At 30.2% G+C, this 24,441-nt stretch carries 24 protein-coding genes; 3 read left to right on the top strand and 21 right to left on the bottom strand.

From position 1 onward, the window contains the following. Positions 1-123 precede the first annotated feature (123 nt). The 8 genes from B5E79_RS07200 to xerA form a co-directional block, all read right to left on the bottom strand. A complete protein-coding gene (locus B5E79_RS07200) occupies positions 124-378 on the bottom strand; it encodes a hypothetical protein (RefSeq protein ID WP_087297499.1) in 255 nt (84 codons plus the stop codon). After that, positions 368-2,839 (bottom strand): hypothetical protein, encoded by a 2,472-nt coding sequence (locus tag B5E79_RS07195; protein ID WP_143746772.1) that lies wholly within the window; start codon positions 2,837-2,839, stop codon positions 368-370. Before B5E79_RS07195 ends, B5E79_RS07200 begins: the two co-directional genes overlap by 11 nt. Positions 2,840-3,190: 351 nt before the next feature. Then, positions 3,191-4,030 carry a GIY-YIG nuclease family protein gene (locus B5E79_RS07190; protein ID WP_087297497.1) on the bottom strand — a complete coding sequence of 280 codons (840 nt, stop codon included), beginning with the start codon at positions 4,028-4,030 and terminating at the stop codon, positions 3,191-3,193. Positions 4,031-4,049: 19 nt separating this feature from the next. Then, positions 4,050-7,112 (bottom strand): type I restriction endonuclease subunit R, encoded by a 3,063-nt coding sequence (locus tag B5E79_RS07185; RefSeq protein WP_087297496.1) that lies wholly within the window; start codon positions 7,110-7,112, stop codon positions 4,050-4,052. A 5-nt stretch (positions 7,113-7,117) separates the two neighbouring features. After that, positions 7,118-7,936: a hypothetical protein gene (locus B5E79_RS07180; protein WP_143746771.1), complete on the bottom strand. Its 819-nt coding sequence runs from the start codon at positions 7,934-7,936 to the stop codon at positions 7,118-7,120. Between the two features lie 85 nt (positions 7,937-8,021). Continuing rightward, positions 8,022-8,903 (bottom strand): hypothetical protein, encoded by an 882-nt coding sequence (locus B5E79_RS07175; protein ID WP_087297494.1) that lies wholly within the window; start codon positions 8,901-8,903, stop codon positions 8,022-8,024. A 40-nt stretch (positions 8,904-8,943) separates the two neighbouring features. Beyond that, positions 8,944-10,119 carry a restriction endonuclease subunit S gene (locus B5E79_RS13830; RefSeq protein ID WP_241147469.1) on the bottom strand — a complete coding sequence of 392 codons (1,176 nt, stop codon included), beginning with the start codon at positions 10,117-10,119 and terminating at the stop codon, positions 8,944-8,946. A 13-nt stretch (positions 10,120-10,132) separates the two neighbouring features. Further along, positions 10,133-11,116 carry a site-specific tyrosine recombinase/integron integrase gene (gene xerA, locus B5E79_RS07165; protein WP_087297493.1) on the bottom strand — a complete coding sequence of 328 codons (984 nt, stop codon included), beginning with the start codon at positions 11,114-11,116 and terminating at the stop codon, positions 10,133-10,135. A 120-nt stretch (positions 11,117-11,236) separates the two neighbouring features. Here xerA and B5E79_RS07160 point away from each other — a divergent pair, with 120 nt between their 5' ends. Next, positions 11,237-11,869: a restriction endonuclease subunit S gene (locus tag B5E79_RS07160; protein WP_087297492.1), complete on the top strand. Its 633-nt coding sequence runs from the start codon at positions 11,237-11,239 to the stop codon at positions 11,867-11,869. On the opposite strand, the gene B5E79_RS07155 is transcribed toward B5E79_RS07160, so the two are convergent. From B5E79_RS07155 to B5E79_RS07115, 9 genes are all read right to left on the bottom strand, one after another. After that, the gene (locus tag B5E79_RS07155) at positions 11,866-12,423 is read right to left on the bottom strand and encodes a restriction endonuclease subunit S (RefSeq protein ID WP_087297491.1); all 558 of its coding nucleotides are present in this window, start codon (positions 12,421-12,423) and stop codon (positions 11,866-11,868) included. The two genes, B5E79_RS07160 and B5E79_RS07155, sit on opposite strands and share 4 nt — an antisense overlap. A gap of 257 nt (positions 12,424-12,680) precedes the next feature. Next, the gene (locus B5E79_RS07150) at positions 12,681-14,186 is read right to left on the bottom strand and encodes a type I restriction-modification system subunit M (RefSeq protein ID WP_206393144.1); all 1,506 of its coding nucleotides are present in this window, start codon (positions 14,184-14,186) and stop codon (positions 12,681-12,683) included. Positions 14,187-14,188: 2 nt separating this feature from the next. Then, positions 14,189-14,404: a helix-turn-helix domain-containing protein gene (locus B5E79_RS07145; protein ID WP_002606573.1), complete on the bottom strand. Its 216-nt coding sequence runs from the start codon at positions 14,402-14,404 to the stop codon at positions 14,189-14,191. A 195-nt stretch (positions 14,405-14,599) separates the two neighbouring features. Continuing rightward, positions 14,600-14,944, bottom strand: coding sequence for a TnpV protein (locus B5E79_RS07140; protein ID WP_087297489.1), 345 nt, complete (start codon positions 14,942-14,944; stop codon positions 14,600-14,602). A gap of 12 nt (positions 14,945-14,956) precedes the next feature. Then, the gene (locus B5E79_RS07135; protein ID WP_241147468.1) at positions 14,957-16,228 is read right to left on the bottom strand and encodes a relaxase/mobilization nuclease domain-containing protein; all 1,272 of its coding nucleotides are present in this window, start codon (positions 16,226-16,228) and stop codon (positions 14,957-14,959) included. Then, complete coding sequence (locus B5E79_RS07130) at positions 16,225-16,536, bottom strand: plasmid mobilization protein (protein WP_087297488.1); 312 nt, start codon at positions 16,534-16,536, stop codon at positions 16,225-16,227. Before B5E79_RS07130 ends, B5E79_RS07135 begins: the two co-directional genes overlap by 4 nt. 156 nt (positions 16,537-16,692) lie before the next feature. Then, complete coding sequence (locus tag B5E79_RS07125) at positions 16,693-18,399, bottom strand: bifunctional DNA primase/polymerase (protein ID WP_087297487.1); 1,707 nt, start codon at positions 18,397-18,399, stop codon at positions 16,693-16,695. Beyond that, on the bottom strand, positions 18,392-18,580 hold the full coding sequence (locus B5E79_RS07120) for a hypothetical protein (RefSeq protein ID WP_029482170.1): 189 nt from the start codon (positions 18,578-18,580) through the stop codon (positions 18,392-18,394). The genes B5E79_RS07125 and B5E79_RS07120 overlap by 8 nt, the downstream gene beginning before the upstream one ends. 5 nt (positions 18,581-18,585) lie before the next feature. Beyond that, positions 18,586-18,789: a helix-turn-helix domain-containing protein gene (locus B5E79_RS07115; RefSeq protein ID WP_087297486.1), complete on the bottom strand. Its 204-nt coding sequence runs from the start codon at positions 18,787-18,789 to the stop codon at positions 18,586-18,588. Between the two features lie 189 nt (positions 18,790-18,978). Between B5E79_RS07115 and B5E79_RS07110 the strand changes: the two genes are divergently transcribed. Further along, positions 18,979-19,665: a helix-turn-helix domain-containing protein gene (locus B5E79_RS07110; protein ID WP_087297485.1), complete on the top strand. Its 687-nt coding sequence runs from the start codon at positions 18,979-18,981 to the stop codon at positions 19,663-19,665. A gap of 106 nt (positions 19,666-19,771) precedes the next feature. After that, complete coding sequence (locus tag B5E79_RS07105) at positions 19,772-20,857, top strand: tyrosine-type recombinase/integrase (RefSeq protein ID WP_087297484.1); 1,086 nt, start codon at positions 19,772-19,774, stop codon at positions 20,855-20,857. A gap of 49 nt (positions 20,858-20,906) precedes the next feature. Here B5E79_RS07105 and B5E79_RS07100 read toward each other — a convergent pair whose 3' ends face one another. The 4 genes from B5E79_RS07100 to rpsF form a co-directional block, all read right to left on the bottom strand. Continuing rightward, positions 20,907-22,550, bottom strand: a complete 1,644-nt coding sequence (locus B5E79_RS07100; RefSeq protein WP_087297483.1) for an RNA-binding domain-containing protein — start codon at positions 22,548-22,550, stop codon at positions 20,907-20,909. Positions 22,551-22,888: 338 nt separating this feature from the next. After that, on the bottom strand, positions 22,889-23,116 hold the full coding sequence (gene rpsR / locus B5E79_RS07095; protein WP_087244237.1) for a 30S ribosomal protein S18: 228 nt from the start codon (positions 23,114-23,116) through the stop codon (positions 22,889-22,891). Between the two features lie 14 nt (positions 23,117-23,130). Continuing rightward, complete coding sequence (ssb, locus tag B5E79_RS07090) at positions 23,131-23,586, bottom strand: single-stranded DNA-binding protein (RefSeq protein ID WP_087297482.1); 456 nt, start codon at positions 23,584-23,586, stop codon at positions 23,131-23,133. Positions 23,587-23,600: 14 nt separating this feature from the next. Continuing rightward, the gene (gene rpsF, locus B5E79_RS07085; RefSeq protein WP_087244235.1) at positions 23,601-23,888 is read right to left on the bottom strand and encodes a 30S ribosomal protein S6; all 288 of its coding nucleotides are present in this window, start codon (positions 23,886-23,888) and stop codon (positions 23,601-23,603) included. Positions 23,889-24,441: the final 553 nt, after the last annotated feature.

Raw genomic sequence — 24,441 nt, 5'->3', positions numbered from 1 at the left:
AATAAAATGATTATAATGAACATATTTGTTAACATTAAAAGCGTAAAATCTCATTTTTCTATCAGATTATTTCAATTTTTACAATAAACACTTTATGTTGGTAGCATAACGGTATCAGGTTTTTTATACTCCATCCTTTTTAGAGAGTAATTCCAGCAAATCAGTGTCGTTTCTCAAGCTTTCTATCAATTCAACTAATGTTGATCTATATAATTCTAACGAACTATCAGAACAATTAATTTGATATTCAAAATCATCTTTCATATCAACTATTTTCTCTGACAAAGTAACTAAATTATCAAAATTCATTAGTTGATTTTCTGATCCATCTACATTAAAGAAAACATTCTCTTTTTCTTTTAAAATATTAATCTCCATATTTCAAAATACCTCCATAAATTTGATATCTCTTCTCAATATTTTGTTTTCCTCCATCCAATATTCGTGCAACTTCATCAGTTCCTACTTTATTGCATTCTGTATATTCTAATGGATATGACATATAACTAATTTTATTATCTTCATCAACATCTGCTTGTATTATCATATTCGCATCTGCATTCACTGTTAATATTGCATCATGTGAAGTAATAAAAATCTGTGATACCATTTTCTTATCTATTAAAAATTTAGCTAATGTTTGGGTTAAAAATTCTTTATCTACATCATTTTCAGGTTGATCAATGAAAATAATATCTGGTTGCTCAGTTTTTATAATATCGTTAAAATAATGTTCCATAGATACTTTTGCTATTGTTCCTTGATTAATTGCTGTAGCTTCTTTCCAATTCCCATTTACATTTAATTCAAGAGATAATGGCAACTCATTTTTGATGATATTATTAATATCCAAATTTACTTTTTTAAGTTCATTTATAAACAATTTAATTGATTGATCATCTAAAAAGTCAATATATTTTATTGGTAATTTTCGTAACTTTGTAGAAACATTTTTTGTTTCAATAAAATCACTATCATCAGTTAAAACATGTTTTAAACTTTCTTTATCAAAAGATAATGTAAATCTAGCCAATTCATTTGCATTCTTTGTTTCAATTGTATTTTTTATTTTATCAAAAGGATATTTCAAATGAACACTTTCAAGTTCTTTATTAATTTTCAAAACATTTTTTATACAATTAATCAAAGTTGACTGATTATTAGATAATAATTCTTCTCTCTCTTTGAAGATTTTTTCTTTTTGACCTAGTTTGGTTGAAGAGTTGCGGATAGCTATATTTAATAAATTTTGTATCTGCTCCAGTACTTTTTCTTTAATCTCTCTTTCTTCAAAAGCATCAATTTTATCATTTATCCTATCTAATAAAAACAAATATTTATTAATAATTTCTTCTACTATTTCTTTAAATTCAAAATCCAGCGTTTTATCAATGTCATTAAAATATTTTAAAATTTCATCTTTTTTTAAAATTATTTTTCTATCATTTTCTATAATTAAATGTGTTTTTAATGAATTTGGATTCGTCATATTCTTGGGTTTTAATTTAAACATGCTCTTTTTAACTGGATTAGCATTTAAAAATTCAATACTTGTGAAAATATTTCTTAAACTTTCGCTTCCTAATTTTTTCTCATCTTCCAAATCAGACATTAATTCACTATATTTATTACAATCTAAAATGAAGTCACTAATCAATGAATTCACATAAGATCTATTAGAGATTTTGAACACATCTCCTAATTTCTCATGATTATTTACATATTTCATTATTTCAGTATAAATATTTGGTATTTCTACAACTTTGAATTCTTTATAATTATTGGGAACTGATTTAATTTCTAAAAGAGCCCCCTTCCCAACTTTAGAAAAATATGCACTTTCTCCCTTTTTCTTGCTGTTATTTTTGACATCTTTTAAATCATTTCCTGTAATGCTCCTGAATATTTCATTAAGTAATAATGTTTTTCCAGATCCTGATCCACCAATAATAACATTTAATGCTGGAGATAACTCTAATGTCATATCGTTTCTAAAATTCTTATTATTATGTATCTTAATTGATTCTAAATATTTACCTCTGGATATTAGTTCAGATTCATGCGCCATTCTTGTTTTATGATTTCTAACAGAAATCTCTAACCCTCTATATGTTGGCTCCGAAAAAATATAATGTTTAACTCTATCAATAGCAACTTTTCTTCGTTGCACATCATTATCAAACTTATAATCTGACCCAACATAACAAGCGGGATACTGATAATCATCTAATAAAAGTTCTTCGATTTTACCATAAATTGAATATTTATTATAATTCTGTGTGTTCTCAAATATGACTGGAACAGAAATTCCATTTTTTATCATATTAATCACCCAGTCTTCCGCTTCTTCCACTGGTTCTATATCTTTTGACGGATAAATCCCTTTGTTTTTCATTACATGAGGAATAAAAATAAATTCCATATTTTCATGTAATCTCGCAAACTCATCTTTATCTAAAAATTTTTTTTTAGATTTATTAGTAATAATTTCATTTAGTCTATATGAAAAACATACTATATCATTTTGTGGATTCAAGATTGTAATTGCATGCACATCTTTTGTATCAAATAAATAATCTATTTCCACTCCTGGTAAATAGTTAACATTGTTTTTCTTACATATTAATGCATGTTTAATGTGATCAACAATATTCAAAGTATTATGATTAGTCACCGCTTTTAACTCAACACCTTCTTCTATCAAAACATTTTCAAATTTTTCATGAGTATACAAACTTTTAGGTTCTTTACCATCATATGTAATCTCATGTAGTGTATGTTGATGTAAATCTATTTTGTGCCATCCTTTCATTTTTTCACCCCTTAAAAACATTATCATTTTTAATTATGAAATTCATTTTCTAATAATATAACGGTATATCACCATTCTGTATTATTTCCTTCAAATAATAAATTAATCTATTGTACAAACTTCATGGAATGTTTCTTATATTATCAAAACAGTACATCATTGTTACAAAAACAAACCGCTATCTAATCCGTTTGTTAAGAAACACTCTCATTTTAACAAATTTCATTAATTACTTTTTTAATATTTCCAATCCAATAATTTATGTTTTTTTATCTCATCAAAATCTATTCTATATATTGTTAATCCTATGCCGAGAAGTTCAGTAATTTTTTGTAATTTAATCGACAAAGATACCTTAGAGTTAGTTCGTTCATCCAATCACTCATTAATATCTTTTAAAGATATACCAGAGTCATTTTTCCAATCGATATTCCCGTTACTTGTACGGCCAAGAATCACTGCAGAGGCGGCTGAAGGTGCATTAAATTCATAATCTTTTTCAAAAATATCATTTACAATAATTCCATCATCCACTAATTTATTCGTTAAATTGAAATAAGATCTTCCTCTTAATTCAAACGAAGAAACCATGTGATCAGATACTTTCGATCCTTTTAAAACTGTAAATCCACCAGAACTAACAAATCCTTTAGCATTTGCTCCACTTCCTTTACAATACAAATACACTGTTTTTTCGTCTGCATGTGGAACTGGTTCAAGAACTTTATATCCTAATGTATTAATAATTATCTTTACATTATCAATAAACTCTTCCATAGAAGCAATCTGAGATTCTTTCATCACTGTATTCTTATATGTATTTTTAGTTAATATCTGATAACGACCACATTCTCTTGCTATCTCAACAAATCTATTTTCTAAATAACGTATCAAAGCTTTATTTAAATCCCTTCCTGTAAAAACAACAGCTGAATTCCAATAGTATTTTTCTTTATCAGAATTATAATCTCTTAAATGTTGATTTAGTCTATCCAACACATTTTCAGCTTCTCCTATGTAAACAGAATCTATATCAGAATCTTCCTTACAAAATAAGAAATATACTCCCGCATTTCTAAGATCCTCACGATTACATTGTTGAACTTCTGTTCTAGGGATTTTAATTGCTTTACCATTCCAATTTGATAATTCAGCAGTTACTAAACTCTCTGCGGTCCCATTTACTAAAAATAACTCTATTGCTTTTCCATGAACCATAATATTACACTCCTATCAATCATTGGTTATCAGCCCACATCTCACATTGCATCATGACAGTTTGAACTGCATCATCCATTCCATCAGGTGGATATCTATGTATCTTTAATAATCTCTTAATCTTCATCCTCATATTTGCTCTTGCTGATTCTCTCTTCTGCCAATCAATAGTACTGTTTTTACGAAGTGTATCTGCTAGTTCCTTAGTTATTGCAATTAACTCTTCATTCTCATAAAAATCTTTAATTGCTTGTGGCTTTGTTAATGCATCATAAAAAGCTAATTCATCAGCTGTAAGACCTAACTTATTACCTTCATTTTGTGCATCAGTAATTTGTTTTGCTAATGTTAAAAGTTCTTGTATTACTTCCTCATTTGTAATCATTCCGTTAATATAACGATTAAGTGTCGCTTTTATAATTTCGCTAAATTTTGCAGATTTTACAACATTGGTTCTCTTATATACAGCTACTTGATCTGCTATTAATCGTTTTAACAACTCAATAGCTAGATTTTTTTCTTTCATTTTTGCGACATCTTCAAGAAATTTAGGATCAAACAATGAGAACTCTTCCTTGATCGATGAGAAAAGATTGATTACTCCATCACTTTTAATGCTTTGCTTTAATAATTCATTTATTCTTTCATTAATATCTGGCAAGGATAGCTTCTGACCATTACCATTATTCATTAATCGATTTACCATGACACGAATTGTTTCAAAAAAGGCTGCCTCAAAACGATTTTCTTCATTCACAATAGATGAACACAATGATAATGCTTGATGCATTAATAATGCTTCCTTCACAAAAATATCTTTATCTTCTTCTCTTACTGGATCAATAATGAAGTTTACTGCACCAGAAATTACTTTTGCTCTTTGTAATTCTGTTCCGGTTTTAAATAAACTATAATCATAACCATAGAACAAATCTTGGCAAACTGATAATTTTTCCAAGAATTTAGGATATGCTATATCTACGATATTCATATCTCCATAATTCTTTTTATCTCTTGTTGTATAATCATTCATCGCTTGTTTTAAAGCTCCTGCAATACCAATATAATCAACAACAAGTCCACCTTCTTTATCTCCGAAGACACGATTAACTCGTGCAATGGCCTGCATCAAATTATGTCCACGCATTGGTTTATAAACATACATTGTTGCTAATGATGGTACATCAAATCCTGTCAACCACATATCCACAACAATTGTTATTTTTAAAGAACTACTATTATCTTTAAACTTCTTAGCTAGTTCTTCTTTATGCGCTTTATTCCCAATAATTTCATGCCATTCTTCAGGATCTTTATTCCCGGAAGTCATTACTACAGCAACCTTTTCTTCTTGTTTCCAATGAGGTCTTAATTCAAGTATCTTTTCATAAATCTTCATTGCAATCGGTCTAGAATATGCAACAATCATGGCTTTACCTGTTAATAAGTGTTCACGATTTTCTTCATAATGATAGATGATATCATTTACCAAAGAATCTATCGTGCTATTATTACCCAGAATAGCCTCCATTTGTCCTAGTTTTTTCTTACTCTTTTCGATAACTGCTTCGTCAGCATTACTAGCCATTAAATCATATTCGTCATCGATGATTTTTAAAGTTTCTTCGTCCAAATTTAATTTTACAACACGACTTTCATAATACACTGGTCTTGTTGCCCCATCTTCTACCGCTTGTGTCATGTCATATATATCTATATATTTACCAAAAACTTCCGTAGTATTACGGTCTGCTGAAGAAATAGGCGTTCCAGTAAATCCAATAAAAGTCGCATTAGGTAAACTATCACGAATAATTCTAGCAATCCCTACTGTACGTTTTGCTATTTCTTCGCCTTGTTCATTTTTAGTCATTTTTATTTTTTCAGTTAATCCATATTGCCCACGATGTGCTTCATCTGCCATTACAACAATATTTCTTCTATCAGACAATGCAACACCATATTCTTCAAACTTTTGCATTGTTGTAAAGATGATACCATTGGCTTGTCTACCTTCTAATAATTGTTTTAAATGATCTCTACTTTCTGCTTGAATAGGAGTCTGTCTTAAAAAATCTTTGCATTTACTAAATTGTCCATATAACTGATCATCTAAATCATTTCTATCAGTAATAACAACAATAGTTGGACTATTTAATGCTTTTTGTAACAAATGAGCATAGAACACCATGGATAATGATTTTCCACTTCCTTGTGTATGCCAAAATACTCCTGCTTTTCCATCTGTTTGTGTTGCATTTTTTGTCGAAACAATGGCTTTTTTTACTGCGAAATATTGATGATACCCTGCTAATATTTTAAAAGTTTTAATTCCTTCATTTGAAAAACAAATAAAATTTTTAATAATATCTAACAATCTTTCTTTTTCAAAAATTCCTTCAAAAAAAGTATCGAATTGAGCAAACTTGTCATTTACTCGATTTCCATCTTTACTCTTCCATTCCATAAAGCGATCTTCACCTGAAGTAATCGTTCCAGCTTTTGATACAAGATGATCACTCATCACACAGATGGCATTATAAATAAACATCGATGGAATCTCATGCATATAATTCCGTAATTGACGATAAGCCTCTGAAGCATCTGTTTCTTCTCTAGAAGGAGATTTTAATTCCATTAATACTAGTGGCAATCCATTAATAAACAATATGATATCTGGTCTTTTATTACTACTTTCAATAAACGTCCATTGGTTAGCCACAATAAATGAATTATTATTTACATTATCATAATCAATCAAATAAACAATCGAAGACTTTTCTTCACTACCATCAAAATAACGAACAGGTACTCCATTTTGAAGATAATCCATAAAAACCATATTCTTTTGAACCAATTCACCATTTTCGAAGTTTTTCAATTTATATAGCGCATCATCTATAGCACTACGAGGTAATCTTCTATTAATTCGTTCAATCGATTCTAGTAAAACATCTTCATATAAAGGGTTATAAAAATCTCTTACAATATCAGGACCATAAACACGTTGATATTGTAAGTCATTTTCAAATAAATCTACTATTGAATTTTCGTAACTTTCTTCATTGTATACTTGATGCATGATTCTCACTCCTTTATTCTCAGATATTCTTCAATTTTTTCAAAGACGAGCTTCTCTTCCATTTCTTTAATCATATTTAAAAATTCATTTTTTACTTTTTCAGTACTATCTGCATCAAAAAAATATTTTTCAAATTCAGGATTACTTTTAAATGATAAAATATCATTATTTTTCAAATCACTGCCCATTAATATTTCTATCATCAATTTATAATACACATCAGCTATTCTCGTTAATATATATTCACTATCTCGATCAAGCAATAATGAATACTGTTTGATAATTCTTTTTTGTCTACCAATATAAGTTTTAAAATTTCTTTCATACTCGTCTAAATCACTATCTTTACAATCAATAATCTGATACCCTATCAACTGTTTATGTTCATCATAGATATTCTTTATATTTAATCCAATTTTCTTTTGTATTTCTTCATCACGATCACCGCTATACATAAAAACAATTAAATAATGTCTAGATTTTGTTATAATACTTAATTCGTCAATATCTGATTTTTTTATTTTTGAAAGTGCATTCCCAAAATCTTTCAATTCAGATACTATTTCACGCAATTCCCAACGTTTTTCAAATAAGGAAATATCATTTTGATTTTTAGCAATTTTTTCAGGAACTTTAATAGCAACAATAATCGCTATTAAAGAAGTAAAAACTCCAGTCCAAGAAGCACATACTGAAAGAGCATCCCAATTATTATCTAAAGAAGGATTATATGTAATTTGAAAGCCAAAAATATATGATATAATTATTCCTATTATTATTACTAAAACTATCATAAATATAGATTCAATTATTTTCTTTTTCATATATTCCCCCATTTTTACATCAATGATGTGTTTTGCTTTATACTCAAAATTATTTTTTTCTCTTCTTGATTTTCTAATTAATATTTTATGAATTGCAGTATATACAATATAATACAAACATTGTTTGAAAGTATTTATCTTCAAATGTATTAACTTGTGCATCCGTTATATCGTTTATTAATATTTTTGAATCATAGATATCATGGTTATAAAGATTCATTACAGTATAAAAAACCAAATCCATTATCCACCAACAAACTATTTCTTCATCTGTATCTATAGAAGATAACTTTTGATCTTGCCATACATAATCAAATGGTGGTTTTGGTTTACCAATACATAAATCTGAATTATCTATATACAAATTAAGATACTCATTAATATAATTTCCAATATTTAACTTGCCATCTGTAAAACATATCTTTGAAAATTGTTTAAATTTATTGATCGGTTCAAAAATTCGTGGAGTTCTTTCCCATTTCTTTTCCTTATAATGTTCAAAAGCTCTATGAAAATATTTTGCGTTATCATACAAATAATCACGTTGAGCCAATTGAAATTTTTTAATATCGTTTCTTAGTGACTCTATGGCTTTATCTATCCAATTTATATCATCAATAGTACGTATATTGTATTGTTCAACACGCATTATTTCATTTTGTAATTCTATAGAACATTTACAAAAATTCGTGTATATTTTACGAGTATGTTTTTGATGTCTAGATAAGTTACTAGCAATAACACACCAAGGCAAATAATCAATCTCTTCTGCATTATCTATTAAAAACCTATGTGCTTCTTCCTCTAATTTTCTTTTTTGTTCATTTTCTTCCATCATTTCTATTTCTTGTTCATGTCTTTTTTGTAACTGATATATTCTAAACGAAACAAAAAATGTTGCACCTAAAGAAAGTAAACCTATTATAATTTGTATTACATTACTATATTTATCTACCCATTCAATCATTATAAACTCCTTTTGTTTTTATAAACAATAATTTAGTAGCTTAAAGCTCGATGTTAGACACATCAATCTCACCAGACATCAGTTTTGGTAAAAGGGTATCACGCAAAGAAGAAAGGTATTGGTTTTCTTTTTTAAGTTGCAAACGTTGCTCAAACATTGGCGCAATAATATCTTCAAAGTTCTTTACGATGGCCTCATCAAGCGGAAATTCTATCTCAAAAGAGTTTATATCACTTTGATTGAACCCTGATTGTGCGCTTCTTCCACCTTTATTGTTTATCCCTTCATAAAATGTGCGAGAGGATAAGTAGCATCGAAGAAACTCTCTGTAAAAGGTTTTCTTTGGAAAAACCTTAGCAAGAGCAACATTATAAGCTCCGTTAATTCCGAAGCAGATTCGCCCCAAAGATGCACCATATCGGGCAATCATTATATCGTGTTCTTCACAAAGCTTGTTTTTGGAAGAAACAGGTATATATGTAATGTGACTGTCAGTATCGTAATCTCTAATTTGAACAAAACGAATGTAACCCTCTTGCGGGCTAAAAATGAATTCGGAAGCAGGTGGTTGGCTTCCACCGGCATAGTCCATTAAGTTCGACAATGAAATTCGTTTTGTAGCAAAATCTGCGGGTTTACAAAAAGTATTTTCAAACAAAGTCTGTGCTTGCTGCTCTAAATTATTGTTTATTGCTTCATTCTTCTTAATTTTTTCGTCTATACTTGAAAGAATACTTACCAAAGCATCTTGTTTCTTTCTCTCAATTAGAGGAATCGGCATTTTTCCAAGAGTTTGAGCATTTATGTTTCCACGTGTGCTACCAGTATTAAAGGAGTTAATCCAGTCCTTATACTGTTTAGATTGACAGAAATACTTTATATATTTAGGATTTACTTTTTTCTCATCAATACTGAATTTAATAAGAAATCCTGCATATACAAACTCCCCGTCTGTTCCATCGTAAAAATAATTTCTTCCAGTACTTGCTCCTGTTCTTGCAAATACAATATCGTTCGGTTTTAAAAGATATTCCGAAGCTTTATCATCATCAACCGATTTCAAATCTTGTAGATTGAGTGTTCCGTCATCTTTTATATCTGTAATTCTCAAATAGGTATATAAATCTCTTGAGAAAGGAACGGCACTTGCACCAATTCCGTATGAACCTTTTCCGTTTACCGTTAGTGAAGCTAACGTTGTGATTTGTTCAGCCATAATCTTTTCCTCTCTATCCAATGTATTTTCGGTGAGCAATTTTAACATTGCTCTGTTTTACCATTGCATACTGCAAGGTTGTATCTATCTTCCTATGTCCCAAGAGCTGCTGAAGCTGCTCAGTAGGCATTCCTTTATCTATTGCCATAGTTGCAAGTGTACGCCTAAACTTGTGTGGGTGTACTTTTTGCAAACCTAATCGTTTTCCGTATTCACGCAGACGGACTTCAACACCGCCGATTTTTAGCCTTTCGTGAGGTGACTTAAGCGATACAAACAACGCCGGATTATCATCTGTTCTGCTTTCTAAATAATTCTGTAAATGTATCTTAGTTCGAGCATCAAAGTAGACCACACGCTCTTTGCTTCCTTTACCGAACACAATACATTCTCTTTCATTGAAATCAATATCATTTCGATTTAGCAATACCATTTCGCCGACACGCATACCTGTTGACGCAAGCATATCTATCATCGCCAAATCTCTTAATTCCGTACAATTATCTCTCATAAGTTCTAACGCCTCATCGGAATATGTTTCCTTGATATTTGTTCCAGTTTTCACTCTGTATATGCGTCTGACGGGGCTTTTCAGTATATAATCCTCATCCTCCAACCAAGAAAAGAAGCTTGATAAAATACGGCGAATATTATCTATTGTAACTTTACTTGAACCATTTTTCTCTTGATAGTGAGTAAGATAATTGCGAATATCATCTGTTACAATATGCTTAACGTTTTTTTGTAATTCCGCAATCATAGCTTCAATGGTTGCTTTATAATATTTTAGAGATTTCTCAGAGCAGCCCTCTATTCGTTTTGCAGATAAGAACAGTTCAACAAAGTCCTGCTCCAAGATTATCTCTGTCTCTTTATTTTCTGTTACCTCGTATTTTCCAAGAGCATATTTCAAAACTTCTTGCAATTTTTCGCTTTGTGCATTGTTTAAGAAAGGTAACATTTCCTGAACAACGTCTTTAATTAAATTTTGTTTCACAGTCAATTCTCCTTTGAATAAATCTTAGAGAACGACAATGAGGCGGAAGTCCCCTGATATTAACTCCCGCCACCCACGGGAGTTATCGGATATATTATAAACAATAATTTAGATGAACAAATGCAAGCGCTCTACAAATCTTGGTTTGTTGATTATGAGCCATTTAATGGGACAAAGCCAGCTAACTGGAAACTTACAGATATATATTCTGTTGCAAACATTATCTATGGTGCTCCTTTTGCTTCAAAAATGTTCAATACGGAAGGATTTGGTAAACCTATCATTCGTATTCGTGACCTAAAGGAACAAGAATTTGTAACCTTTACAACAGAAATACATCCAAAAGGTCATTTAATTCATCCCGGTGACATTGTAGTTGGTATGGATGGAGAATTCCGTCCATACATTTGGGGTAATGAAGAAGCTTGGCTTAACCAACGAGTATGTATTTTTGAAAATAAACAACCAAAGAGAAAAGCGTTTGTTCTTTACAGTATTAAGCCTTTACTGAATCATATTGAGCAAACACAGGTTGCTACAACTGTAATTCATATAGGCAAAAAAGATTACGACTCTTTTGAAATCTTGCTACCTGATGAGAGTACGCTCAACAAGTTCGACGAAATAACAGCGCCGATGATAGAACAGATTGTTAATAACCGTTTAGAAAACAAACGCTTAGCAAAGCTTCGAGATACTCTTTTACCTCGTTTAATGTCCGGCGAGATTGATGTGTCAGGCATTGAGCTTTAAGCCGCTAAATTATTGTTTATCGCTCTGTTATTGCGTATTTTTTGATTGAGCAACCATATCATATTAGCAACATTTATTTGCACACTCATTTCTGGTACTGGTACTTTTAGCAGCCTTATTGTTTTCATTGGAATGGTAGGTTGTCCAGATCCCGTCATATTGTTAGACATTTGATTATAAAAGGCTTTGGAACGAATATAGCAATATAAATAATATGGGAAAACTTCTTTATTATTAGGTACAATTTTGCAAATATTGGGTGCTAAATGGTACTTATCATTATCTTCTATTATTGCACAATCGCCATACCCATTTCCTGTATAAGTTAACAATATGTCGTCTTTATAAATTTTACTTCTAGTCAATCTTTCTGACACTTCTCTTGATATTCTTTTGATATCAGTTAAATCTAGTTCTCCGTTTCTCAAATTTAGAGCTCTCAACGCTATAATTTCTCCATCACTGTTGTATTTTATATGCTTAGTAAACTCGAAACCAGCCAGTTTTGTTACTTCTGCAATTTCTCCAAGACTTTTCTCAATCCATTCAACCATAATCTTTTCCTCTTTATCTAATGTATTTTAAGTGAACAATCTTAACATTGCTCTGTTTTTCCATTGCGTACTGAAAAGTTGTATCTATTTTCCCATGATCTAAGAGTTGCTAAAGCTACTCGATGAACTTTTCTATACCTGTTAAAATATTTTAAATATGTTCTTAAGTTAATAAAATATCCGATTAGTATCCTTAACCAATATTTAATTTCACACAAATGAATTTACTCACAGCACATTTAAATAATATAGCAAAGTTATATTTCATATCCAATTGCACTCAATTTTTTGCGTATCTCATCCTCTAACTCACGAGACTTTTTAAACATGTCTGACAATTCAGAAGTTAGACGTTTCATCTTATCATCAAATAGCTCTCCATCATCTTCTTGTTCCGCAATACCTACATATCTTCCTGGAGTTAAAATATAGTCTTGTTTTGCTATATCTTCTGTGGTCGCAATGGCACAAAATCCTTTTACCTCTTCTAAGGTACCACTTTGAAATAATTCAAACGTGTCAGCTAGCTTTTTAATATCTTCAGTAGTAAAGTCTCTATGTTTACGATCTACCATATATCCCATTTTGCGTGCATCAATGAAGAGAGTTCTTCCTTTTTGTTTTTTATTTTTACTAATAAACCATAATGTTACAGGGATTGTAACACTATAGAATAATTGTGTTGGTAATGCTACAATTCCTTCGATTAGATCTGCTTCTATAATATTTTTTCGAATTTCTCCTTCTCCTGATGTTTGAGATGATAATGCACCATTAGCTAATACTAAACCTATTTTTCCATTTGGTGCCAAATGGTGAATCATGTGCTGAATCCATGCAAAGTTCGCATTTCCTTCAGGTGGTAACCCATATTTCCAACGAACATCATCCTTTAATTTATCCTGCCCCCAGTTTTTTAAATTGAATGGTGGATTTGCCATGATAAAGTCTGCTTTTAATGTTTTGTGTAAATCATTAAAGAATGTATCTGCTTGATATGGTCCAAAATCTGCATCAATGCCTCTAATTGCCATATTCATCTTAGCCATTTTCCATGTATCAGCATTTGATTCTTGACCATAAACAGATATTCTATTTCTATTGCCAGAATGTGCTTGTAGAAATTTTACACTTTGTACAAACATTCCTCCAGACCCACAACATGGATCATACACTCGACAATCTTCAAAAGGTTTCAATATTTCAACAATTGTTTTAACAATACTAGAAGGTGTATAGAACTCTCCACCTTTTGTTCCTTCATATGCTGCAAACTGTGCTATGCAATATTCATATGTACGACCTAATATATCTCGATCTCCATCAATATCTTCCATATTAACTTCGTTTGTGAATAAATCAACAACTTCGCCTAATACTCGTTTATCTAAATCAGGGCTACCATATATCTTTGGTAATACATTTTTAAGGCTCTTATTTTCATCTTCGATTGCTCTCATTGCATCATCTAATACAGTTCCAATTTCAGGCGTATGTGCTGCAGAAGCAATTACATTCCAACGTGCTTTTTCAGGTACATAAAATATATTTTCTTCTATATATGCATCTTTATCATTTTCAAAACCATAACCTTCTTCTACTAGTTCATTGTATCGTTTTTCAAATGCACTAGAAATGTATCTTAAAAATATCAAGCCAACAATCACTTTACGATAATCTGCTGCTGGAATATGCCCCCAAAGAACACAGGCTGCATCCCATATTTGTTTTTCAAATCCTATTTTTGTATTGTCTTTTGCCATCACTATTTCTCCTTATCTTCTGATATAAATTCAAGAATATCATCTATCTTACAATCTAAAGTACAACATATTTTTCCTAGTACATCTAATGAAACATTCTGATTTCGAGAAAGTCTCGCCATCGTATTTTGACTAATACCTGCCATCTTAGCAAATTCCATTTTTCTAATTCCTCTATCAATCAATAATTTAAAAAATTTGTTGTAACATACTTTCATAGACTATCCTCCATACTATTTATAATTATATATTTTATTTGCAATCATTTATATAGTTTTCTTGCACTTTTACAAGTTTTTTATCAATTTCGATAATATAATTACCATTACTACACTTTAATTTAGTCAATTCTGAGACAAATGACTAAATTGAAGACCAAAATGATTAAATTAAAAGAAGTAGGTTCCCCTACTTCAATCCATTTCATTCCAGATAATTTCTTCCACACAATTTTTGATATTATTCATCTCTTGAACCCATTTCATTTGGTCTTGTTCTTTCAATTCTTCAGTTATGTTTTTTGATACTTTGTATTGTTCAACAAGGGTTTCATATCGCTGGTTTAACTCTTTATCCATACGAATCAGTTCTTCATTTAGCTCATCTCTTGCTCGTAAGGCTAGGTAATGCCCTGGATGTTTTTCCTTTAATATTCTTAAATATTCTCTTCCAAATCTAGATAAATTTGGTAAAGGTCTTTCTTCTTTTAATGACGGAAATTCATAATCCCCTACTGTGTTATACTTGATTTCTTTCATGATTTTATCCTCCTATCTTGCACCTCTTTGTTTAATTTTCTTTTGTGCTATTCTTTCGATATCTTTATCAAAACTACGATTCCTGATGTTCTCACACGCTTTGATTTGAAGCCTTAGTTTCTTTATTTCTGGTGTAAATAACTTTGCTTTTGCTGACCATTCTTCTTTTTCACCCATCGTTCTTGATCGTTGTCGTTGATAATAACAACCTTGTCTTTGTTTTAATAAGTCATTGAGTTCATCTTGTTTTTGTTGTTGATAATTATTTAATTGATCAATATCTTCTATCTTGTTCTTGGCAAGAAGTTCGATTTCTCTAGAGTATTGATCCATTTTCTTGAGTGCTTGTCTTGCTTCTTTAGAGATATGTTGCTTTCTTGTAGGTAAGATATTAATTGAAATAAGATAAGCAACATGGATTCCTGCTAGCTTAGGTAACTGTTTTCTTTTATAAAGTTGATAATATTCCTTACAACGATAATAACTTTGTGTATGTTCAACGTTTTGAGGAAGGATCCATTTGTCAGTCAATCTTTCTTCAATTTCATCAAGATGATACTTTTCTCCTAACAATTTTAGATAGATTGGTTCATTACAATATGGATGATAAACGACATCTTCTCCATCGATTCTTTCGAACTCATACCCTTTCTTTTTCATATTACCCTTTAAATCTTTAATACAATTACTCTCTTTTACAAGAGCATCTATATCCTTTTTTATGTCATTCATATAGGTTTTCATGATATGATAATTCAACTTTTTTGAATCGTATGATGGATCTTCAATGATAGATAATCCATATTCTTTGCATAATTCATCAGACGTATTTCTCATGTTCCAGTAATCTTTTTTTGTATTACAGAATCGTTTTCCATCAATGAATGAAGTTGAATTTATCAAGATATGATTATGGATATGATCTTTGTCTAGGTGTGTGCTAACGACAACTTCATAACGATTTCCAAACACTTTTTGTGCAAACTTTACACCAATTTCATGTGCAATATTTGCATCGACCTCACCGATTTTAAATGACTGATAACCATGAAATGCTACGATTTTTTTATGATCATGGAACAATTTTTTAGTCATCTGCATCGATTTTAATGGGGCAAATGCATCACAATTAAGACAAGTTACATACTTTTTTTGTTTGACTTTATTATCTTGGCTGATGTAATCCAAGACCGTTTGCATCGTCTTTTTTTCATCTTCGACATATTTGATGACATTATCCAAACGATCTCGGATAGCCCAAATTGACGTTACTGCTTTAATCAACCCCTTACTTTTTCATCAAGATTTTTAATCATTTGTCGTAATTCTTTGATGGTTTCCATGATGGTTTTTAGTGATATGTCTTGTCTATTATTCAATGCTCTTGCTATCTGATTTAGGTTATTACCAATATGATTGAACTCATTTTTTAACTTATAATAATCTAGATCAGGTGGTACTTTTATCTCTTTACCTAATATACAAGCTCTAGAAAATGCTTCTCTACTTAAGCTCGTTCTTTCTAATTTATTGTTTAAGATTTTAAATTCATCATCATTAAATCGTATCTTAATTTCATGATTTCTTTTCATATGAACCTCCAATCTTGCTGGTCGTACCAGCTTTTGATTTTGTATTTTGGGGACAAAATACGTTGCTTGCTAATACATAAAATCTTAAATTTAACTTATTTAAGGAGTGACGGTGTGACGGTCAAAAAGTATTGCCTTATAACTGTCACACTGTCACTAAATTTCCTCATTTCCATGATATATTAAACAAATAGGTCTTGCTTTATTTTGTCGTGGTTGCTTCTCGTAAGAGATAAATGTTGACTCTAGGATATTACTGTTTTTTGCTAGTAAAGCTTGAAGCTGTCTTCCTGTCAGTGAAAGTGAAAGAATGGATGACAAATCTTCATGAGAACCAATAAATTCTTTTTTTCGAATGATAAAATTAATAACTTTCATAACATTTTCATCAACATCACCATCATCCTCATTTTCAGTAATTTCTAAATTCATACTATCATTTTGTAATAGTGTCATTTCATCATCCGGTATATCTTTCCCTTGTATTGCTAACTGTCGTGTCTTGGATAAATGGTTCTTCTTATACATAACAAGGATTGAATCAGACCCAGCTGTTAAACCTCTACTTCCATAGATTGAATCAAATGGATGATTGACATCTATCTCTTTTTTTACATGTGTTATTAAGATAATCGCAATATGATATTTACAAGCTAATTCATGATACATTGTCGCTTCGGCATACTCACTATCATAATCTCGATCTTTTGATTTTCTTATCTTATGGAATGTATCAACCACTACAAGTTTTAAATCTGCATTTCTTTGAAGCTCTTGTTCAATTCTTAATTCTAAATCATACAAATGATTCGGCTTAAGAATATCAATAACAAATTTATCATTGGGGTCTACTTGCATTCTTTGCAATCTTTTTTTGATTTTTGTCTTTTTATCTTCAAAAGCAAGATAGACCGCTGTTCCTTTTTGTACTTTCCTTCCTAAGAAATTTTTACCTTCTACAATAGCATCACATAGCTGCAATCCAAAAAAAGTTTTTCCTGATTTTTGTGGTGCACCTAAAAGAGTTAGGCCTACCGATATCATATTTTCAACAATATCATCTTCATCATCATCTTTAGAAGCATAAAGTTGTGTTAAAGTAAACGATCTTTCATACTCAATTTCGTTTCGTAATTGAACTGAACCTTTTTTATATTTTAGTGTACTTTGAACAATACGTTCAATTTCTTGAATTTCTAATGGTGGCTGGCATTTTTCTTCATTCTCTTTTTTAATACATTCATTGATAGCCACATCACTAAATCCTTTTTGTTGCAAGAAACACGCCATACGAAATAGATAATCGTTCCTATATCCTTCATTAACGATATCTTGACTTGTAAATGAACTCTCTCGATTTTCTTTATGTCTATTTAAAAAGTTTCGTACTGCATCATTTATTTTAGCAACCGGTTCTTTATTAATAAACTGATATTTATTGCCATTTATCATACTAGGTGGTGCTACAATGTAGCCACCTTTTCCTCGTATATCAATACCATCATACAATCCTGTACATGTTTTAACTTCTTGGCGATCATCATAATAGTAAAGATGAAATCCCCTTGAGGGAGATTTCACCATTTTTGTGGTAGGTAATTCTTTTCCATATTGTTTTAAAGATTCAATTCCATTATGTTGATTTTTTATATCAACATCTATAACAAATAGTTTTTCGCCCGTTACGATACCAATATTATATTGTGGATTTGTATCCCACCAATATTCAATAGTATCTGGATTCGTGGTTGCTTCTTTTATCCATGAATGAAGAACTTGCTTTCCTTTACTGTTTGGTGCCAGTGGAAAGACTCGTAGCCCTTCTTTAGCATAGGCTAGTGCACTTTCTTTTAAACTAGGCATGTGTTCCACCATACCACTTTTCATTAAAATATCTTGCAGGGACTTTACCAGAAATAACTAAATATCCTTGTTCTTCTAAATAATCATTCATCTCTCTCATCACTGCATAAGCTTTACTTTTACTAACTCCTAATAATTTAATTACATCGTATACATCATAATAACTTTTTTCAATTTCCATAATTTCTATTCTCCTTCTTTTAATATACTATCAATACTTACATCTAACGCATCAGCAATTTGTCCGATAGTTTTGAGTTGCCCAATCCTTTGACCTCTTAATATTGCAGAGATTGTACTATAAGACAAGTTGTTGATTTTACAAAACTCCTTTACTGATAATTGACGTTCTATCAGTAAGATTTTAATTTTTGTTGAGTCAACCTTCATATTTCCACCTCCTTTATACTCAATTTGAGTTATTTTCAATTAAATAATAGCATATATTAGGTTGTTGTCAATATAAATAACTCATTTTAAATAATTTTCATATATTTTTATTCAAAATGAGTTATATTTATTTACAAGTTGTACAAATTTGATATAATTAACTCAAGAAAGGAGGTTAAATACATATATATGGCTACTTTTTCAGAAATATTAGCAAGAGAACGTAAGAAAAAAGGTCTATCTAAAGCCGAGTTAGCCAGACGGCTCAATATCCCATATACAACTTATCAAAATTACGAAAATGGTCGTGAACCTAAAATAGATGTCATCAAACAAATATCTGATGAACTCTCTATTTGCCCAAGCGTGTTTTTTGACTTAGATAACGAAGATTTTCTTTTTGATCATAACTACTATCCTGTACAACACGATGAATTAAAAGATATTTTATTATATGATTCTGGTAAGTTCTTTGATATGAAAGAAAACTTTGATAAGGAACATGAAAAGTTTGGAAATTATGAAATAAAAATTTATACACTTTTCGATGAATTCTATACATTACTAAAGGCTTTTCGTAAACTTTTCTTTGTTTCTGTTGATCAGTCTCAATTTGAACAATTGCGTAATGATGCTTATCTTCTCATTAATAGAAGTTTACAAGATGCTCAATACCAATATCAAAAAGTTGTATATGAATCTCAATTTATGAATGAAGAAACAATTAATCAATATAAAGCAAATAATCCAAATTATAAGAAAGATATTATTTACAAAGTTCTCTTTACAAACAAAGAATTAGACCTTGATTTTGAAGATGATCAATCAATTGATACGATGTATCGTGTCGCATTAAAAAAATATTACAATAAATAAAAAAAGCACTCCAGCGCCAACTAGAGTGCACAGCATGAAAAAGAATTACCTACCACAGCAATCATTTTTCATGCTCCAATTTTAACATGAAAAGGAGCGAAATACAATGCCAACATATTATGATAAGAAAACCAAAACTTGGTTTTGTAAGTTTTATTATACTGATTATAAAGGTGAGAAGAAACAAAAGAAAAAAAGAGGATTCAAATTACAACGTGAAGCTAAAGAGTTTGAACGACATTTTCTAGAACAACAAAGTACAGATCTTAATATGTCATTTGAAAACTTTGTTAAACTTTATCAAGATGATATGTCACCTCGACTAAAACCAAAGACATTACTTGTTAAAAACAATATTATCGAGAAAAGGATTCTTCCTTTTTTTAAACAATATCAAATGAATGAGATTACTGCCATAATAATAAGACGATGGCAAAATGTGCTTATAAGCCAAAACTATTCTGAAGCATATTTAAAAAAGGTGAATGGAATACTAAATGCTATTTTTAATCACGCTACAAAATATTATGATCTAAAAACGAATCCTTGTACTAAAGCCGGAAGTATTGGTAGCCATAAAAGCAAAAAGATGCAAATTTATACTATTGATGAGATGAAAACTTTATTAGAAAACGTACAGGACTATAATGATTACACTATATTCTCTACTCTTTTTTACACAGGTATGAGAAAAGGTGAATTATTTGCATTACAAAAAAAGGATATAGATTTAGATAAAGGAGTTATTCACATTACAAAATCATATCAACGTATTAATAAAAAGGATGTCATTACATCTCCGAAAACACACAATAGCTATAGGGATGTTGGTATTCCTCAATTCCTTGTAGAAATTATTAAGAAATATATCGATAATCTCTATAAGCCAAAAGATGATGATTATATTTTTATGAATCATTACACAAAAGCAAGAGGGCGATTGAAATACGCACAAAGCAGAGCCAATCTTAATCCTGAGTTTACTCTCCATTCCTTTAGACATAGTCATGTTTCTATGCTTATTGAATTGGGTTATAGTGCACTCATGATAGCAGAACGTATAGGTGATACCGTTGAAACAACATTAAAAACTTACAGTCATTTATACCCTGATAAGCAAATTCAGCTTGTAAACAAGCTTGATGAATTAAACAATAGTACCAAATTAGTACCATTAATAGATAATAAATAAAATACTCTTAAAATTAAAAGCGTTCCAGGAACGCTTTTTGGAACGCAATTTATTTTTTTACATATTTCGTGTTTATACTCTTCCCAATCATTTCAAGAATATTCTCATCACGCATTTTTTTTGTATATGTGCTAGCTTGTTTTTTTGAACAACGACATAACATACGTATCTTTTCATTATTGATACTTTCATGTGTTTCTAAATAATCTAGTATTAAACTTTTAGCTTTCAAATATGTAATAGCTTTATCCTGTACATATTTAACATCAGATTTTACCCTATCGTATGTTTGCGCTGTTAACATATAAACTTTTCCTGACACTTCAATCAAAGTTTCATTTTCCAAAGTTCTTAAACTATGCCTTACATCATTTATAGATAATTGAGTTAGTTTAGCTGCCTGCGATAAAGAAATTTCTTTATTCTCATATAAATAACGCATTATCATTAATTCTGACAAACTGAATTGTTGCAAACGCTTATCTTGTGTTTCAGCAATAAACTTTACAAATTCCGTATCCTCAGTCGCACTATATAACGTTAAACGTATTGCATCGTTATATACCGTATACTCAGGATATGGTTTTCCCATTGACAACATTTCTTTAAATATAATATCGATACCTTGTCCAGACCTTTGTACATACCTTAATCTTTGCAATGTTTCTGCAATCAATTTATTTCTTGGTAAAGAAGGGTGAGTAATAATATTATTTTCATTAATATCAGCCAAAAAACCACCAGGACTTTCAATTACTAATTTATCTGAATAATGTTTAACATAAATCGATCCAGGGCTATCATAACGACGATGTGTATATGCATTTAGTAATGCTTCTTGAAAAACTTTTTCAGAAAAATCATAAATTTCTAATCTAAATAATCCAACTTGAATATTAATGAGGTGATTAAAATTTTGAATTTTCTCTGTTAGACGATCTAAAACAGAAATAATAGGCAACTTTAAATCTAATCTACTGTCATATTCTTCTGTATTATTATCACTATAATGTAAATAAATACATTCAGCTTGAGGCATTAATTTTTGAATAGATAATTCTTTTCCAACAAAAAGCAATCCTGCAACAGTAAGCTTAATTCCTTCATCAGTTTCCTTGATTAAAGAAAGATTTTTCAAAAAAGACATGTCATCTAATTCTGCCAGAGTTGATTCTCTATCTCTAGTTTTTAATTTCTCTTTTAATTTATATACTTCCAACAAATTTATATCATCTTCCGAAGTCGAATCAATTATCTGAGATGAATAATCAGTATCTTCATCAAACACAGCTTTCATTTTTTCAGGAGTGTATGGTTTAGAATTTTTACCTAATCGTTTATAATATTCACCTGAAGAAGTTCCACAAAGTCTTTTGCTTTTATCTACATATATAATAATAACATCTTTATCTTCGATTTTTTGACTCTCTACTCGTGTAAATAATTTTGGAACTGTTCTATCATAAATACTTTCTATTATATTCTGTAAATCATATTTTTCACATCCAGTAATAGTTCCATCATCCTCTACTCCTAATAATAAATATCCCCCGTCTGAATTAGCGAGTGCCACTACTTCTTTTACACATAACTTAATAAGACTTTTAAAATTAGGAGTTTCAATCCAAGATTTAAACTCAACTTTTAAATTTTCTCCACCATTAATTAAATCTTGTAATTCTTCCATTCTCATTATAATCACTCCCTCGATTATTCTATTATATCAAACTATGAAGTCAGTTAAAACATTATCATATATATTACTTAAGTTATAATTTAAGATAATATTTAAAAAGCGTTTCAAAGGCGTTCCAGAAGCGTTCCACGGAACGCTTTTAACAGATGCTCAATATAAAATATTTGCTTAAACTATAAAAATTTTTTAATTAATTAACGTTAGTATTATCGCTTCTTGCTAGATTATTCAATTTATTTAATATTAAGTTCTATTTCCTAATAGTACCAAATTAGTACCAGAAACTCCTCAAGAAATAAAAAAACCTTGATTTTATCAAGGTTTTTTAATCATTATTATTCACCAACGTATGGTAATAAAGCCATTTGTCTAGCACGTTTAATAGCAACTGCTAATTGTCTTTGATATTTAGCACTTGTTCCAGTTACACGTCTAGGAATGATTTTACCGTTAGCAGAAACAAATCTTTTTAATAATTCAACATCTTTGTAATCGATGTAATCAATCTTGTTTTTTGTAAAATAGCAAACTTTTTTTCTTGGTCTTTGTCTTTTGAATGCCATAAACCTTTTCCTCCTTAAAATTGAATATCATCTTCCATGATATCAAATGAATCAAAAGAATTATCAAAATCCTTTTCTAATTCTACTGTTTTCATATCATAGAAGTTATCTTGTGATACTTGTGGTTGTTGTTGCTGTGCTCTTTCTCTAGCAGCTCTTGTTTCTAAGAACTGTACACTATCACAAACAACTTCAACAACATACACTTTTTGTCCCTGAGCATTATCATAGCTACGTGAACGAAGTCTTCCTTCGACACCTACCAATGAACCTTTTGAACAATATTTTTCTACATTTTCAGCAACTTTATTCCAAACAACACAATTGATATAATCAGCCTGTTGTCCATCTGCTGAATTATAGTTACGATTTAATGCTAAAGTAAAGCTTGTAACTGCAGCACCACTATTTGTTCTTCTTAACTCAGGATCTCTCGTCATTCTTCCAACTAATACAACACGATTAATCATCAGAATTCACCTTCTTATTTAGATCTTCTAAGAGTCATATGACGGATAACGTTTGCATTGATACGTGAAATACGTTCAAATTCAGAAATATTTTCAGGAGTAGTTGTTGTATCTACGACAACATAATATCCTTTTTTGTAATCCTGAATTTCATAAGCAAAATCACGTAATCCCCATTCATTAACATTATCTACAGTTCCTTCACCATTTGTTAAAATGTTTTTGAAGTTTTCGATTAATGCATTTCTTGTTTCTTCTTCAACATCAGGTTTTACAATAAACATGATTTCGTACTTATTCATCTTTTTACCTCCTCCTATGGTCTAATGGTCTATATCTTAAATATAGACAGGCAGTAAATTTATTACATGCTCACGTAATATACCACATATACGCCCTTTTGTCAATCCAGACATATATAAAAACCTCATAAAATCAATACTGGTGAAATGAAAAACTAAATTCCACTTTGTATATTTAAATTCAACTCTTCTTGTGAGAGTTGAATTTCAAATTGCAAAGTGATTTTTTGTATTATAAAAATCACCTTCAGATATTGATTTTTGACACATCAGGTCTTAAAATGAACTTGTAAGAAGCAATTTGACTTGTTTTTGAGAGTATAGTAAAGCCAGGGTCAAATTTTCTGTTTTTTTTGCAAAGCAAAATTCCACCCCCTGATGGTCTTATTTATCTGTACATTATGGGTATCCCTGTGTTTTGTTTATGCTTTATTTTTGAGATAAGAGCGACTGAGTCAGATTGATCTTATCTGGGTCAATATGTTCGATTCCAAAGTAGCTTGCAACTTCTTTGGAAAACAGCAAAGCGAAGACAAAGAGTGGGGTTTTGTCA

This window comes from Massilimicrobiota sp. An134 (assembly GCF_002160815.1).
Classification (GTDB): domain Bacteria; phylum Bacillota_I; class Bacilli_A; order Erysipelotrichales; family Coprobacillaceae; genus Allocoprobacillus; species Allocoprobacillus merdigallinarum.
The sequence above is the reverse complement of the archived record's forward strand: the minus strand, read 5'-3'. Positions and strand labels throughout refer to the sequence as shown.